Below are 15109 nucleotides of genomic sequence, written 5' to 3'. Positions count from 1 at the left end.
GCAACAACGTACGCCCCCGATGCCTTCCCGAGGGTCCGACGCCGTCACGCCGGCCCCACCGACATCTCACGTACAGCATGGGAGAACCCACATGCCTGGTGCCGTCGAGCCGGTCCAACCGGTGCTCGAACCGGCGGCAGCCGCCTTCGCGGAAGCCACCACCCGTCCGCCCTACCTGTTCGAGCTGCCCCCGGCGGAAGGGCGCAAGGCCGTCGAGGAGATGCACGGCTGCGGGATCGCCAAGGCCGTGATCGAGGAGGAGTGGATCACCGTACCGGGCGGTCCGACCGGTAGCGTTCGCGTGCGGATCGTGAAGCCCGCCTGTACCGAGGGCACCCTCCCCGTCATCCTCTACCTGCACGGTGCGGGATGGGTGTTCGACGGTGCCCGGACACACGACCGTCTGGTCCGTGAACTGGCCGTCGGTGTCGAGGCCGCCGTGGTGTTCCCCGAGTACGCTCTCTCACCCGAGGCCCGATACCCGGTCGCCATCGAGCAGAACTACGCCGTCGCCCAGTGGGTCGTGCGGCAGGGCGCGGCGAAGGGGATGGACGGCACGCGGATCGCGGTCGCCGGTGACTCGGCCGGCGGGAACATGGCCATCGCGCTGACGCTGATGGCCAACGAGCGCGGTGATGTTCCGCTGGTGTACCAGCTGTTGTTCTCGCCGGTGACCGACGCCGCCTTCGACACCGGCTCCTACCACCAGTTCGCCACCGGGTACTTCCTGCGGCGCGACGGCATGCGGTGGTTCTGGGACCAGTACACGACCGACGAGGCCGAACGCGCCCGGATCACCGCCTCCCCGCTGCGCGCTTCCACCGAGCAACTCATCGGGCTGCCGCCGGCCCTGATCATCACCGCCGAGGCCGATGTCCTGCGCGACGAGGGCGAGGCCTACGCGGGCAAACTCCGCGCGGCCGGTGTCCCGGTGGTCTCCGTGCGGTTCACGGGCGCCATCCACGACTTCGTGGTGCTCGACGCCCTGCGCGGGACCTGCGCGGCAGAGGCGGCCATCACGCTTGCCGCCGACACTCTTCGCGCCGCCCTCTACGGCGCCTGACGGGGTCGCTATTCGCCGCCGAGGTCGGCCAGGTGCAGCTGGCCGCGGGAGGTGATGTCGAGCTTCTGGAAGATGCGGCGCAGGTGCTGACCCACCGTGCGGTGGGAGATGAACAGGCGGGTTCCGATCTCGCGGTTGGTTATCCCGGTCGCCGCCATCCTGGCGATCTGGAGTTCCTGCGGGGTGAGGGTGTCCGCGGTGGACGGTGTGGCCCTGCGGACGGCTTCGCCCGCCGCGCGCAGTTCGGACCGCGCGTCCTGGGCGAAGACGGTGGCGCCCAGCGCGTCGAAGCTCTCGACGGCCGCCCGCAGGGGTCGGCGGGCCTCCAGGATGCGGCGCTGGCGGCGCAGCCACCGGCCGTAGGACAGCTGCAACTGTGCTCGGTGGAAAGGCCAGTTGACCAGCAGCCTGTCGTCAAGGGCCTGCACGTAGGAGGCCTCCGTCCGGTCGGGGGCGACGATCAGGGGGCGGGTGCGGGTGGCCATGGCCTTCAGGAGCGGGGCGGTCGTCTTCTCGGCCAGCGCACTGAGCCGGGCGTGATGGTGCGCCGCCTCGTCGGTGCGATCGGTGCGGACCGCGGCCTCGATGAGGTCCGCGGCGCCGAAGGCGCCCAGGACCGGGTGGTAGGTGATGTCGGCCGGATCCAGCACCCGCGTCAACTGCTCGTAGGCGTCGTTGTACAGCTTGTTGGCCATGGCGTGACGCCCCTTGGCGAACTGGGCGAATCCGAGCATCGAGTGCGCTCCGGCGGAGAGCAGTTCCGCTTCGGCCCTCCGGATGAGTTCGTCCGCGGTGTCGGACTCCCCGCGTTCGCTCGCCAGGGTGGCCAGTACCAGGTCGGCGGCGCACGCCCACAGGGATCGGCCGGTGTCGCGGGAGAGCCGCCGGGACTCGTCCGCCGCGGTGTGCGCCAGCCGGTGTTTGCCGAGGTGGAGCGCGGCCCACGCCTGGCACACGAGGGCTTCGCCGAGCAGTCCCAGGCGTCCCTGCCGGCGCAGGCCGTCGACGGCGGCACAATGGTAGGGCCAGGACAGGTCGAGCGCCCAGATCCCGGTGAGCGAGGAGCCCAGGGCGTGCTGTTCGGCCGGGTCGTCCACGGCCCCCGGGGCGATCCGGGTGGTCGTGTCGATGATCCGGGCCGCTTGACCGACGGGGTCGCCCAGGGCGGCGACGGACAGGGCCATCGGGTCGCTGTCGTGCCGCTGCAGCCGCCGTGCCGCCTGGACGAAGAGGTCGCGGGTCTCCTGCGTCGGGTTGTCGTGCCAGCACCTGATGGACAGGGGCCACAGCGCGTTGAGCGCGAGTACGGCGCCCGCGCTGTCGGCACCGGCCAGCTGGTCCGCCACGTCGGCGAACGCCCTCACCCGCTCGGGGCTGAGCCAGCTCTCGTGGTTCAGCACCTCGCTCCACAGGGTGAGGCGCAGCCTCTCCTCGGTCCGGAGTTCCGCGGACTGTGCCTCGGCGAGCTGCTGGCGTGCCGTGGCGGTCTCGCCGAGTTCGAAGTTGATCTCTGCCGTGCGTAGGAGGAGCCGGCCCCTGTGCGTGTGGGGGAGGCTGCGGAGGGCCGCCTGTAGCAGCGCCTCGGCCGCGGCTCGTGGGGCACCTCGGCTCAGTGCTCTGAGGGCGGCTTGTTCGAGGTCGAGCGCCACGTCGTCGTCCGCCCCGGGGGTCGCGGCCGCACGGTGCCAGGCCCTGCGTTCGGGCTGTCCGGCCAGCGTCTTCGCCAGTGCCGCGTGCGTGCTCAGCCGACGGGAGGGGCCGGCCGCGTGGTAGATGGACGAGCGGACCAGGGGGTGGCGGAAGTGCACCTCGGGCCCGCGGATCTCGAGCAGCCCCGCGTCGACGGCGGGCTCCAGGGCGGCGACCGAGAGGTCGCCGCCGACCAGGCCCTTCGCGGTCTCGATGATCTCCGCGAGGTCGGCGCCGTCGTCGGCGGCGGCGACCAGCAGGACGGTCTGGGTGAGCTCCGGCAGGTCCGAGGCGCGTGCGAGGAAGGACCGCTCCAGGCGGCGGGTGGTCGGCACCAGGGGCAGCAGCGCCGACGGGACGCTTCCGTCCCCGCGCAGCACCGTCGGCAGTTCGACCAGTGCCAGCGGATTGCCGGCGGCCTCGGCCAGGATCCGTTGACCGAGGGAAGGGTCGAGCCCGGGCGTGCGCGCCTGCAGGAGCGCCGCCGCCGCGTCGTCATCGAGCCGGTGGAGCTGCATCTCGGCCAGGCCGGCGTCGTTCAGCACGCTCTCGTGACCCTCGCGGACGGCTGTGAGCAGGGCGACCCGCTCGCCTTCGAGCCGTCGGGCGACGAAGGCGAGCACCTCGCTGCTCGCCCGGTCGATCCACTGCACGTCGTCGATCAGCAGGACGACGGGGGCTTCGTCGGCCAGGCTGCTGATCAGCTCCAACGAGGCCAGCCCTACGGAGAACGTCCCTGGCGCGGCGCCGTCGTTCATGCCGAAGGCCGCGTACAGGGCCTGCCGCTGGGGCTCCAGGAGGGACGGAGCGTGGTCGGGCAGGACCGGAGCGAGCAGCTGGTGCAGCCCGGCGTAGGGAACGGAGGCTTCGGACTGCACGCCGAGCGCCGACAGGACCCGGCCGCCACGTGCGAGGGCGGCTTCCCGGGCTGCGCCGAGGAGGGCGGTCTTCCCGATGCCGGCCTCACCACGCAGCAGCAGGGCGTCGCCGGCCCCGTCGAAGCAGCGGGAGAGAAAGTCGGACAGGAACCGCAGTTCGCCATCACGCCCGTACAACACGTCCCCCGTCCGAAGTCACCACCGCGAGAGCGTCGGCTCGCTCGGGTGGGGATGATTTCACCCCTGGGACCTGCGTCCCGACACACCTTCACTCGGCTGAGAACAACCCTCGCCTCACGGCCCGAACGTAACATAACCCCAGGTCAAGGAAGGAGCCGTTCCCCGGCGGGGTGGCGGAGGGTCATCGTGCCTGGGTGCTGCTGACCTGCCAGTCCCTGGGGGGCATGCCGTAGGCGGCGCGGAAGGCGCGGCTGAAGTGGCTGGAGTTGGCGAAGCCCCAGCGGCGGGCGATGCCCGCTATACCGAGTTCCGCGGCGACCGGGCGGAGGAGGTCGCGGCTGCAGCGTTCCAGGCGTTGGGCGCGGATCCAGCTGCTGACCGTGGTGTTTTCGAGGTGGAAGAGCTTGTGGAGGAATCGGACCGACATGAAGTTGGCCTCCGCGATCGTGGACGGGCAGAGGTCCGGGTCGCGGAGGTTGCGCAGGATGTGGTCCTTGACCCGTTCCAGGGAGGCAGCGTTGCGCGGGGCCTGTTGGCGGGAGCGGCCGGAGCGGTCGTCGACCAGGAGGGCCAGCAGGTCGAGTGCGGTGCTTGCGGCCCGGCGGCCGACGGCCTCGTCCAGGACCTGCGCCTCGCGCGCCATCCGGGAGAGGTAGGTGGCGACCAGGGCGGCGCTGCCCTCGGCTCCGCTGAAGGGGGTGGCGGTCAGGGTGCGGAGGTCCCGCTCGGGGACGTCCAACTCGGCGCGGGGGAAGTGGAAGGAGGTGAAGACGAACCCCTCCTCGATCTTCTTGCGGAAGACCCGGGAGGTGTCGGTGATGGAGAACTCGCCCGGTCGGATGACCGACTCCCTGCCGTCCTGCTCCTTGAGCGCGGTGCCGCGCTCCTGCAGGCTGAGGATCAGCGACGGGGGGCCGCCGTCGGCGATCATGCGCCGGGTGCGCGTCACCACCTGCGGTCCCGCCTGGACCCGCAATATCCGGACCGGGCCGAGTTGGTGGCCGACGATCGTCCCGGGCGACGGCACCTCCTCCAGGAGGTCCACGGCCATCGGCACGAAGGCGTGGGACACCGCCTCGTGCCAGCTCTCCGCCCGGTCGAAGGCGGACAGTCGCGCGGTGGAGAGAGATGCGGGCACCGGGTTCCTCTCGGGTCGGTCGGCCACCGGTGGCCCCGTCCACCGCTGTGCCTTCCGGACCACCATGCCAGCGGGCCCGGGGCGGGACATCGCGTGAACCTAGTAGATCGGGGGTGACCCTCACTTGACGGCTGCACCGGTGGCGGCGCTGGTGACGTGGCGCTGGGCGACGACGAGCAGGACGGCGGCGGGTACGGAGGCCAGGACGGCAGTGGCCATGACGGCGTTCCAACGGTTGGTGTGGGCGCCGAGGTACTGGTAGACCCCCAGGGTGATCGGCCGGACGGTGTCCGTGGTGGTCAGGGTGAGGGCGAAGAGGAAGTCGCTCCAGGCGAGGAGGAAGGTGAAGACGCCGGCTGTGATCAGTGCGTTCCGGCTCAACGGGAGCACCACGGAACGGAAGACGCGCAGTCGGCCGGCGCCGTCCATCCGCGCGGCCTCGATGACCTCCTCGGGGATGCTCCGCATGAACGAGTGCAGGACGACGATCGCGAAGGGGACGCCGGCGGTGGAGTCGGCGAGGACCAGCCCGAGGTGGGAGTTCAGGAGCCCCAGGTCGTTGTAGGCGCCGTAGAGCGCGTTGGCCACCACGATGCCCGGCACCGCCTGGGTGGTCAGGATGCCGAGGAGCACGACCTTGGTGCCGCGCAGGCGGAACCGGGCCAGCGCGTGGGCCGCCGGTGCGGCGAGAGCCAGGCTGAGCAGCGCGCTGCCGAGAGCCACCACGAGGCTGGTGACGAGGTTGCGCCCCTGGTCGCGCAGCGCGGTGGCGTATCCGCTGAGGTCCGGGTGGAGCGGGAACCATCCTCCGCGCAGGGTGTTGCCGGCCGGCTGGAGGGAGGCGTTCACCATCCAGTAGACGGGGAACAGCATCAGTGCGAGCAGGACGATCCCGACGAGGGTGGACAGCGGGCCGCCGCGGCCGGGTGGGCGTTTCACGGGAGCGCCTCTCAGACGGTCAGACGGTCCGGGCACGTCGGTCGGCACGCAGGTGGAGGACTGCGAACACCAGCGAGAGGACGATGAGCAGGTTGCTCATCGCGGCGCCGCGCCCGAAGTCGAACTGCCGGAAGGACAGTTCGTAGGACTGGGTGGCGATGGTCTCGGTGGCCCCGGCCGGCCCTCCGCCCGTGACCACCAGGATGACGTCCAGCACCTTGACGGTGTAGACCACGCCCAGCACGAGCACCACGCTGACCACCGGCCGCAGCAGTGGCCAGGTGATGTGGCGGAACGAGGCCAGTGGGCCGGCGCCGTCCAGCTTCGCCGCCTCGTACAGGTGCGGGGGGATGTCCTGCAGGCCGCCGTACAGGATCGCGGTGTTGAAGGGGACGCCGACCCAGATGTTGACCAGGACCACCGACAGCAGGGCCTGGGAGGTGCCGGTGAGCCAGGGAACGCCGGATGACGTGAGGTGGACGCCGCGCAGCACCGCGTTGACGACTCCGGTGTCGGGGTCGAGCATCCACTTCCAGGTGGTTCCGGAGGCGACCAGCGGCAGCAGCCACGGCAGCAGCAGGAGTGACCGCAGCACGCCGCCGAGCGGGAAACGGCGTCGGAAGAACAGGGCGAAGGCCAGGCCGAGGGCGAACTGCCCCAGGACCGAGCCGGCTGTGAACACGGCCGTGGTCAGCAGGGTCCGGGGGAATGCGGAGGACGAGAGGACCGCCGCGTAGTTCCGCAGGCCCGCGAACGGGGCGTCACCGGTGTAGAAGCTCGTGACGGTGTACCGCTGGAAGCTCATCACGACGTTGTCGGCGATCGGGTAGCCGAAGAACAGCAGCAGGTACGCCGCGGCGGGCGCGACGAACAGCCACCGGGTCCAGCGGTCCCCGCGTCGGACCGGCGACGGGTCAGCGGCCTGTGGCGGTCTGCTGCGCATGGCTGAGGGCTTCCTCCGGCGTCTGTTCGCCCGTCAGCGCGGACTGGATCGCGGTGTAGATCCCCGTCGCCGCCTTGGGCCACTCGACGCCGAGCTCGCTGGTACGGGCGCGCGCCACCGCCACGCTCTGGGCGAAGGCGGCCATCGACGGGTTCGCCTCGACGTGCTGGGCGGCCACTGCGGTGCGGGAGGGCACGGTGTGGTGCTCCTGGGCCAGGGTGAGCATGTTCGAGGGGGAGTTCAGGCAAGCGAGGACCTGGGCGGCCTTCTGCTGCCGGGCTTTGGAAGGGCTCTGCGGGACGGTCCACACCTCGCCGCCGAGCGGGGTGACCGGGGACTGCCCCAGCCGGGGGACGGGGACGGGGGCCACTCCCCAGTGCAGGTTGGCGTCCTGCTCCAGGGCCGGGATGCGCCACGGGCCGTTGATCATCATGGCCGTCCGTCCGGCGACGAACTGGTCGTGGACGTCGGCCTGGGTCCAGTTCAGCACCGACTTCGACATGGAGCCGCTGTTCACCAGGTCGACCCAGAGCTGGAGCGCCTGCGCGGCCTGGGGGGTGTCCAACTGCCGTTCGTCGCCGCCGTTGGACCAGAGGAAGGGCAGGAACTGCCAGGTGCCCTCGAAGGTGGCGTTCGCGTCGACCGCCATGCCGTAGCGTCCGGGACGGGTCAACGCGGCCGCGGCCGCCTTCAGCTCGTCCCAGGTCCTCGGGACGGCGACGCCGGCCTCGGCGAGCATGTCCTTGTTGTAGATCAGGGCGAGGGTGCTGACGTTGGGGGCCAGCCCGTACAGCTTGCCCTGGTAGGTGCCCGCCGACGCGATGCCCGGGGCGAAGCCGTCGGCGTCGATGCCGTAGCCGTCCAGCGGGGCCAGTGCGCCGGTCCGGGCGATCTGCTGCAGGTCGGGGTTGTCGAGCATCAGCAGGTCGGGGAGGGTCCGTGAGGACGCCTGCTGCAGGACCTTGGGGATCAGGGACGCCCCCGGGACGCTCGTCTGCTCGACCCGCACCCCGACCGTCCGCCCGCACGCGGTGAGCAGGTCGCCCCACTGGGTGTGTTCGGCTTGGTCGGTGTAGTAGTCGAGCGCGGTGATGGCGGTGACCTCGCCCCCGGCCCGCCCGGAACCGGTGCGGTGACCGCACCCGGTGGCGGCCGGCGCCAGGAGGAGGATCCCGGCCAGGATGGCGGCGATCCGCCGAGCCGACGATCTGGCCGGTGAAGTCATGCTGGTGCCTTTGCCGGGTGCCTGGGGGTCGGGGTCCAATCGGACTCTTCCGTTCGAACGCACATTAAACACCCCCCGGAGTACCCGTGGCGTACCCGGTGGCCTCCCGGATCATCGCCACCACGGCTTCGGGCCGCGACAGCGGGACGGCGTGCGAGGCGTCCAGCACGTACTCGGTGGCCGCCATGCGCTGGGCCATGAAGCGCTGGGCGGCGGGGTTGAGCATCCGGTCGGCGGTCGCGATGGCGTACCAGGACGGCTTGTCCGCCCAGGCCGGCGAGCCCGATCTGCCGGTCAGCGCGCCGCAGGCTATCGGGCGTTGTGCCGCGGCCAGCGCCTGCCCGGCCGCGGGTGACAGGTCGTCGGCGTACAGCTGCCGGAACCGTTCCGCGTGGATGTACACCTCACTGTCGGGGCCGGAGGGGAGGGCGGTGGTGACGGTGGCGTCGGCCAGTGGGGAGGGGGCGAAGCGGTTGGTGATGTCCAGCAGGCACTCGCCGGCGTCGAGGGCGAACGCGGCGACGTAGCACAGGGCCACCACCTGGTCGGTGTCGTCGGTCGCCTGGGTGATGACCGCGCCGCCGTATCCGTGGCCGACCAGGACGACGGGGGTGTCGAGCTCGCGCAGCAGGCTCCGGACGCACGCGGCGTCATGCGCCAGGCCGCGCAGCGGGTTCGCGGGGGCGTGCACCGTCAAACCGGCGGCGCGCAGCGGGCCGATGACCTCAGACCAGGACGAGGCGTCGGTGAATGCCCCGTGGACCAGTACGACGGTCGGCGGAACGGGGGTGGATCTGTGCATGCCGGTGGCCTTCGACTGGGCGGGGGAGTGGGGACGGGGCGATGTCCCACGGAGGGCGATGTCCCAGCCAAGCCGGTCCGGCCGTGGCGGGCATCGCGTGAACGTACCAACGAGCCCGCTCAGGCCGCGGGGAGGGACGCGACCAGGTTGGCGAGCTGGACCCGGGAGCCGATCGACAGCTTGCGGAACACGGACGTCAGATGGGTGTTGACGGTGTGCGGGGACACCACCAGTACGTCGGCGGCCGACCTGTTGGTGTGGCCCTGGGCGATGAGGCGGGCGACCTTCTCCTCCGAGGCCGTGAGGGCACCCCAGCCCTGGACGGGGCGCTGCACGGTCGTCGTCCGGCGGGTGTCGGTCCCGGCGCCCTCCAGGACGCGTTGGACCTGTGCCGCCGCGGCGTGGGCGCCCGACTCGGCGAACGTGTCCCGCGCGTGCGCCAGCGCGGCCGCCGCCCGGCGTCGTCGCCCCGCGCCCAGGAGGGCCCGGCCGAGATCGGCGTGGGCGGCGGCCCGGGTCAGCGGGCGGGGGCTCGCCCCGAGCAGGTCCACGGCCTGTTCGAGCACGGCGGGGTCGTTCCGTACGAGCCCGTGGGCCTGTGCCGCGATGCCGGTGGCGGTCGGTACGGACGGGTTGCGTCCGGCGTGGGCCTCGGCCTGCGCAGCCAGGTCCTCGGCGAGCTGCCGCTCCCCGCCGCGCAGGGACATCCGGACCGCGGCGTCGACCCAGTCGCGCATCAGCCGCCACCGCATGAACGGCCCCTGCTGCTGCACCTGGCGGATCCGGTCGACTGCGAGTGCGACGTTTCCGTCGGCCTCGGCGTGGACGGCCTCCAGGAAGCGCACCGCGGCCGTGTTGCCCGGGTTCGGTTTGACGGCGAGGTGTTCCCGGGCGGCGAGCAGGTGCTCCCGGGCCGCCTCGCGGTCGCCGCGCAGCAGGGCGATCCGGGAGCGGATCACCCGACCGTTCACCTGCTGGACGGGCACCCGCACCTCGTCCTCCAGGCGTTCCATGGTCACGAAGTCGGCCTCGGCGTCGTCGAGTCGGCCGAGCCCCAGGTCGTGCTGGCCCTGGGCCCACAACAGCATGGCCTGACGCACCGTACCGCCCCGGTCCGCCGCCCGGAGGAGCAGGCGCTCACCGGAAGCGAAGTCGTCCACATGCACGTGCGCGACGACCTCCTCGGGGAGGAAGGCGGAGTCGATGGCGCTCAGCGCGGCGAAGCGCTCCAGCGCGACCGCGTTCTCCCCCGCGTTCAGCGCGATCTCGCCCAGCCCCGACAGGGCCAGCACATGGGCCTCCCGGTCGCCGATCGCGGTGGCGGTCCGCAGCGCGGTCTCGCCGGCCTCCCTCGCCGTGGCCAGGTCACGGCCCCGGGACAGGGCCAGGGCGCGCAGGGCGGCCAGCCGGGCGCAGATCTCCGGGGCGGAGCCGCCCGCGGCGAGCGCGGCCTCGGCCCGGCGGCGCAGTTCCTCGGCGAGGTCCATGGTCCACAGCGCCCCGCCCAGGGCGGACTGAAGCCGGCCGAAAGTGTCCAGCGGAGGCCGGTCGGCCAAGAGCCGGTCGCCGGTCTCCAGGGCCTCGCGGTTGCGGCCGGCCCGGGCCAGGCAGAGGATCGTCTGCTCGCCCACCTCGAACTTCAACTTTCCTGCCGCTGGCGTCAGTTCGAGGGCGCGCAACATCAGGTCGGCCGCCGGGCCGGGGGTGACCGCCAGCACGTCGTCAGCCGCTCGCCACAGCAGCGCCACGGCCTCCTCGTCCCCGGGAACGGCGCCCCGGAGGATGTGCGGCACGGCGTCGGTCGGCTGCCGGCCCGTGGCGACCAGGCGGCGGGCGGCCTCGCGGTGAAGGGCCTTCCGGGCCGACGGCGGGATGTCGGCGTAGACCGCCTGGCGCAGCAGATCGTGCCGGAAGACCAGGTGGTCGCCGTCGTCGTCCAGGAGCCCGGCGCGCACCGCTTCCTCAAGCGCCGGGAGCAGGGCGGCGGCCGGGCGGTCGCAGAGCGCGGCGGCGTCCTCGAAGCCGAACCGGCGGCCCAGCACCGCGCCCATCTGGAGGAAGCGCAGCGTGCCGGGCCGAAGGGACCGGAGCCTGCCGCGCACGCCGACCACCAGCCGGGAGGGCACGGTCTCCCGCGAGGCGTCGGCGGTCCGTACCCCGGCCAGCATCTCGACCGCCAGGAACGGGTTCCCGCCGGCGCCGTCGAGCAGTTCCCGCACCCATGCGTCGACCGCCGGTCCGAGCGTGTCGTCGGCCAGTTGACCGACGGCCGCGTCGGACAGCGGGCCCAGGGACACCGTGACCGTCGGAAGGTTGCCGGCGGCGGCCGCCACGATCTCCTCCGCCGGGCCCGTGGGCTCCCGGCGCCCGGTCAGCATCCACAGGACCGGCGAGGTCCGCAGGCGGGTCGGCAACTGCTGCAGGGCGAACCGGCTCAGCGCGTCGGCCCACTGCACGTCGTCCAGACCGATCAGCACCGGCGCGTCGGTGGCCCGGGCCTCGATCGCCTCCGCCAGGCGCTCCACGAGCCAGATCCGCTGGTCGTGGTTGCGGGCGAGATCGGCGAGGTCGTCGCCGGACAGCAGCGGCCGGTCGCCGTGCAGGATGCTGGCCGCCAACGACGAGAGCGGCACGATGTGGTGGAGCTCATCGGCCTTGCCGAGGCCCACGGAGAACCCCGCCGCGGCGGCCCGGGTGGCGGCCTCGGCGAGCAGGGTGGTCTTGCCGATGCCAGGTTCCCCCTGGATCAGGGCCAGTCCGCCGCTCCCGGTGCCGGCCACCGAGGTGATCAGCGCCTGGAGCTGTGCGAGTTCGGCCTCCCGGCCGCGCAGACCGCGATGGGACAGCGAACCGCCTGACCCTGCCATTCGAGCTTCTTCCCGTCCACCCACGCCGACCGGAGTCGGGTTCCGGCCGTGCCGTTGTCCCAGGCTTCCAGAGGGTACGCGGTGGTGGTCGGCTGCTGCACCGCAGGTGGCGGCAGCGGGACCCTCAGCCAGTGTGGCCGGGCAGCACGGCGTCCCAGTCGATCGCGTCGGCTTCGGCACCCGGGGGGACGAGGGCGAAGGTCTCCCGGCGGAGCCAGCGGCGCACCTGACGGGACGGGAGGTCGATCAGGACGACGTCGTCGCGGTTGCGGAGCATGACGCGCAGGGCCGCCCGGCCGTGGCAGGTGCAGGGGGGCCAGATCCGGACGTCGCCGTGGCCGGCCGGCCGCTGCAGTCCCTCCCAGAGGAGGTCGCGGGAGAACTGCCAGACGCCCGCCTCGGCGGCCGGCCCGAGGAACTCGAGCGCGACGGCGATCGGGTCGTCGCTGCGGTAGCCCAGGCGCACGGGGACGTCGAGGGACTCGTGCTCGCCCAGGACGAGTCGGGCGTCGAGGAGGATCTCGGTGCAGGCGGCCTCCGGGCGGGGCTGGGAGGAGCTGGGCAGCGACTGGTGGGCAGGCATGGATTCTCCTGGGTCGGTATCGGGGTCGTTGTCGGGGCGGGTGCCGGCGCCGGTGCGCGAGAGGTGGGGTGGGGCCGAGCGGGGTGGCGCAGTGGTCCCGCCCCGGCCCCGGGAACTGCCGTGGGCACGGGGGCGGCGGATCCGCCGTTCAGGCTAGGAAAGGGGGTCGGCGGGGATGTTCCGGTGGTGCACGGCGACGTGACGGCCCGTGCACCTTCCCGGCCGCCGGGCCGGCCGGGAAGCGGGTTCGTCGTGGCCGTGCCCGTTGTCGGGGAGCGGTGCGGTCAGGCGGTCTCACCGATCGTCGTCGCTCCGGTGCCGGTGGCCGAACTTCGCTGTTCTGAAAGCTCTTTGGGCTTCCGCCCGAGGTGCCGTCAAGGCCTTCTCCGAGGAGTGGACGCCACTCGGGATGAGCGCCGTCCGGGTCGGGTGGAGCCGCTGGAACCTCGGTTCGTTGAATGTTTGTCCAGCCGTTCCACTCCTTGTATGAATGGCGCCAGAAGAACTTCCCCTCCTGAGCGCCCCGTTGCCGGCGCCGCCGCCCCGCCGTGCGGCGAGCCGCCCTCGCCGGCATCCGCACAGCACCACTTCCAACCGGTCGGAGTTCCCCGTGAACCAGTCGGGTCCCTCGCCCATGCTCGAAACCCCCGCGCCCGAAGCCGAAACCCACCTGCTCGACCAGGTCGCCCGCGGCGGCGGCAACGGCTGCATCGACATCCTCTCCCCGCCGCCCGGAACCGATCCCGAGGACTGCCTCTACGTCGCCCTGCACGTCCACGGTGCGGCCTCCGTTCGACGCGGCGGGGCCAGCACCGTGCTGGCCCCGGGGGACCTGCTGATCAGCGCCACCCCGCACCCGGCGGGCCTGTTGCAGGACTCCGAGTGCCGGATGGTCCGCTTCCGCGTCCCCTGCTTCTACCTGGGCGTCCGGCGGGGCGATGTCCGGCGCGCGGGCGGGCTGATGGCGCGGGGGAACGAGGGGATCGGCTCGCTCGCCTTCCAGTTCCTCCGCACCCTGGCCACCCAGGCGCGGGCTCACCGGGCCCGGCCAGGCCACCACCTCGCGCTCAGTGCCTCCGACATCGTCGCCATCCTGGTGACCGAGCTGCTCGACCGGGAGGACCCGGAACACCCCAACGGCGCGACCGAGTTGCTGTCCCGGATCCGCGTCTACATCGAGCAGAACCTCGCCGACCCGAACCTCTCGCCCAGATCGATCGCCCGCTCGCAGCACATCTCGGTGCGCTACCTCCACAAGCTCTTCCAGCAGGACGGGATGACCGTGGGCCAGTGGGTGCGACGGCGTCGGCTGGACGCCTGCCGTCGGGAGCTGGGGCGCCCGTCCCGTCGGCAGGCCAGTGTGTCCGCCGTCGCGCATCGCTGGGGCTTCGTCAGCCACTCCCATTTCAGCCGGGCGTTCCGCGACGCCTTCGGCGTCTCGCCCCGTGAGTGGCAGGCCTACGCCACCCGGACCGAGGGAATCCACCCCGCCTCCTGATCCCTCCACCCGGTGCCATCCGAACGGCCGCCGTACCCCCGAAGCCCGGCCGCAGTGTTTCCGGGGCGGAGGGGCCGCACCCGATGAACGGCGGAACGGCCGTTGCGGGGGCCCGCGAGGACACGCTCCGCCGGTGCCGCCGCTCGGCGCGTGCTGCCCGGCGGGCACCGCCCGGGCCGCGTGGTCACAGGTCGTCGGCACCGTGTACATGGCGCTGCACCGCCGGTCCTGGTGAGGACGGGCGGTGCAACGCCGGGCATGGTCCGGGGGTCAGCGGTCGGCGTGGATCTCCGCGACGTAGCCGCCCGGGAACCGGACCATCGCGCTCTCCCGTCCGTCCGCGCGGACCGGCCCCGACAGCACGGTGGCGCCGGCCGCCCTGGCCCGGTCCAGGGTCGCGCCGAGGTCCGGTACGCCGTAGCCGGTGGTCTCCAGGCCGAACGGGTGGGGCAGGTGGCCGTCCGTCACCGCGACGGTGGTGGCGCCGAAGCCGGAGGTGAGCCGGATCAGCCGGTACGTCGTCCCGGGCAGGCCGATGGCGGCGCCGTCGGCCCGCCGGTCGTCGGAGACGACGCGGCCCCGGGTGAAGGCGAGGTAGCTGTCCAAGAAGGCGCGGACGGAGTCCGGCGACAGGTAGATCCGGTTCTCCGGCACGCTCGCCGGGGCGGGGTAGGACGGCGCGGTCGTGTGGACGTACAGCTGGGCGTTGACACCGCCGGGGAACTGGACGACGGCGTCCCGGCCGATCGGGTCGGCGAACGGCGCCACGGTCACGGCCGCGCCGTCGGCGCGGGCGGCCCGGACCGCCTGGTCGAGGTCGGTCACCAGCCAGCCGGTGCGCTCGGTGCCGAACGGGTACGGCACGGGCGTGGTGTAGTCGAACACCGACAGCGTGCCGACCGGCGAGACGATCAGTTCGGACAGCGTCCGGCTGGGTGTCGGGGTCACCTGGGTGGAGACCGGGCCGATCGTGGTGCCGCCGAAGGTGGCCGTCCAACTGGTCACGAAGGCCTGCTCGGTGCCCGGCGACACGTACACGTGGGTGGTGTCGTACTGCGGGCCGACGGCGAAGTTCAGGTGCGTGCCCGGCGGCTTCGCCGGGCTGCTCTGGGTGGCCGAGGCGGTGGGGACCGCCGCCAGTGCGGCGACCGCCGCCACCAACGGGACCACGCGTCGGGCGAATCGAAGCTTCACGGGACCTCCTGGTCGTGGTGCGGGGCCCGCCAACACGCGGAAAGAGAGCCCAGGGGGGAGGAATGGGCGGTCCCAACTACCTCCACTCTGCGCCGGACACAAGGGAGCTA

11 protein-coding genes are annotated in these 15109 nt (G+C 72.6%); 2 read left to right on the top strand and 9 right to left on the bottom strand.

All coding sequences use genetic code 11. The features are described from left to right. The first annotated feature begins 91 nt into the window (after positions 1 to 91). Positions 92 to 1063, top strand: a complete 972-nt coding sequence (locus ACFQ87_RS09290) for an alpha/beta hydrolase (RefSeq protein ID WP_380610002.1) — start codon at positions 92 to 94, stop codon at positions 1061 to 1063. Between the two features lie 8 nt (positions 1064 to 1071). Here the strand turns inward: ACFQ87_RS09290 and ACFQ87_RS09285 are convergent, their stop codons facing one another. The 8 genes from ACFQ87_RS09285 to ACFQ87_RS09250 all read right to left on the bottom strand — a co-directional run bounded on the left by ACFQ87_RS09285 (position 1072) and on the right by ACFQ87_RS09250 (position 12307). Beyond that, positions 1072 to 3807 carry an AAA family ATPase gene (locus ACFQ87_RS09285; protein WP_380610001.1) on the bottom strand — a complete coding sequence of 912 codons (2736 nt, stop codon included), beginning with the start codon at positions 3805 to 3807 and terminating at the stop codon, positions 1072 to 1074. A 184-nt stretch (positions 3808 to 3991) separates the two neighbouring features. Next, positions 3992 to 4948: a helix-turn-helix domain-containing protein gene (locus tag ACFQ87_RS09280; protein ID WP_380610000.1), complete on the bottom strand. Its 957-nt coding sequence runs from the start codon at positions 4946 to 4948 to the stop codon at positions 3992 to 3994. 120 nt (positions 4949 to 5068) lie between these two features. Beyond that, positions 5069 to 5887 (bottom strand): carbohydrate ABC transporter permease, encoded by an 819-nt coding sequence (locus ACFQ87_RS09275; protein WP_380609999.1) that lies wholly within the window; start codon positions 5885 to 5887, stop codon positions 5069 to 5071. A gap of 19 nt (positions 5888 to 5906) precedes the next feature. Further along, positions 5907 to 6830, bottom strand: coding sequence for a carbohydrate ABC transporter permease (locus tag ACFQ87_RS09270; protein ID WP_380609998.1), 924 nt, complete (start codon positions 6828 to 6830; stop codon positions 5907 to 5909). Continuing rightward, the gene (locus ACFQ87_RS09265) at positions 6802 to 8055 is read right to left on the bottom strand and encodes an extracellular solute-binding protein (protein WP_380609997.1); all 1254 of its coding nucleotides are present in this window, start codon (positions 8053 to 8055) and stop codon (positions 6802 to 6804) included. The genes ACFQ87_RS09270 and ACFQ87_RS09265 overlap by 29 nt, the downstream gene beginning before the upstream one ends. A 64-nt stretch (positions 8056 to 8119) precedes the next feature. Continuing rightward, on the bottom strand, positions 8120 to 8857 hold the full coding sequence (locus ACFQ87_RS09260) for an alpha/beta fold hydrolase (RefSeq protein WP_380609996.1): 738 nt from the start codon (positions 8855 to 8857) through the stop codon (positions 8120 to 8122). Between the two features lie 119 nt (positions 8858 to 8976). Beyond that, positions 8977 to 11724, bottom strand: coding sequence for an AAA family ATPase (locus ACFQ87_RS09255; protein WP_380609995.1), 2748 nt, complete (start codon positions 11722 to 11724; stop codon positions 8977 to 8979). Between the two features lie 124 nt (positions 11725 to 11848). Next, entirely contained in the window at positions 11849 to 12307 is a 459-nt protein-coding gene (locus tag ACFQ87_RS09250) for an SsgA family sporulation/cell division regulator (protein ID WP_380609994.1), read from the bottom strand. Positions 12308 to 12941: 634 nt separating this feature from the next. Between ACFQ87_RS09250 and ACFQ87_RS09245 the strand changes: the two genes are divergently transcribed. Then, positions 12942 to 13805, top strand: coding sequence for a helix-turn-helix domain-containing protein (locus tag ACFQ87_RS09245; RefSeq protein ID WP_380609993.1), 864 nt, complete (start codon positions 12942 to 12944; stop codon positions 13803 to 13805). A gap of 270 nt (positions 13806 to 14075) precedes the next feature. Here ACFQ87_RS09245 and ACFQ87_RS09240 read toward each other — a convergent pair whose 3' ends face one another. Beyond that, positions 14076 to 14999, bottom strand: a complete 924-nt coding sequence (locus ACFQ87_RS09240; protein ID WP_380609992.1) for a VOC family protein — start codon at positions 14997 to 14999, stop codon at positions 14076 to 14078. Between the last annotated feature and the right edge of the window lie 110 nt (positions 15000 to 15109).

It is taken from the genome of Kitasatospora sp. NPDC056531 (assembly GCF_042794375.1).
Taxonomy (GTDB): Bacteria; Actinomycetota; Actinomycetes; order Streptomycetales; family Streptomycetaceae; genus Kitasatospora.
Note: the sequence above shows the minus strand (reverse complement) of the source record. Positions and strands in the feature narration are given on the sequence as shown.

Bases quoted from the DNA above. Each gene is read 5' to 3' on its own strand.
- ACFQ87_RS09260 (WP_380609996.1), bottom strand. From the start codon at position 8,857: ATGCACAGATCCACCCCCGTTCCGCCGACCGTCGTACTGGTCCACGGG.
- ACFQ87_RS09270 (WP_380609998.1), bottom strand. From the start codon at position 6,830: ATGCGCAGCAGACCGCCACAGGCCGCTGACCCGTCGCCGGTCCGACGC.
- ACFQ87_RS09265 (WP_380609997.1), bottom strand. From the start codon at position 8,055: ATGACTTCACCGGCCAGATCGTCGGCTCGGCGGATCGCCGCCATCCTG.
- ACFQ87_RS09255 (WP_380609995.1), bottom strand. From the start codon at position 11,724: ATGGCAGGGTCAGGCGGTTCGCTGTCCCATCGCGGTCTGCGCGGCCGG.
- ACFQ87_RS09245 (WP_380609993.1), top strand. From the start codon at position 12,942: ATGCTCGAAACCCCCGCGCCCGAAGCCGAAACCCACCTGCTCGACCAG.
- ACFQ87_RS09250 (WP_380609994.1), bottom strand. From the start codon at position 12,307: ATGCCTGCCCACCAGTCGCTGCCCAGCTCCTCCCAGCCCCGCCCGGAG.
- ACFQ87_RS09290 (WP_380610002.1), top strand. From the start codon at position 92: ATGCCTGGTGCCGTCGAGCCGGTCCAACCGGTGCTCGAACCGGCGGCA.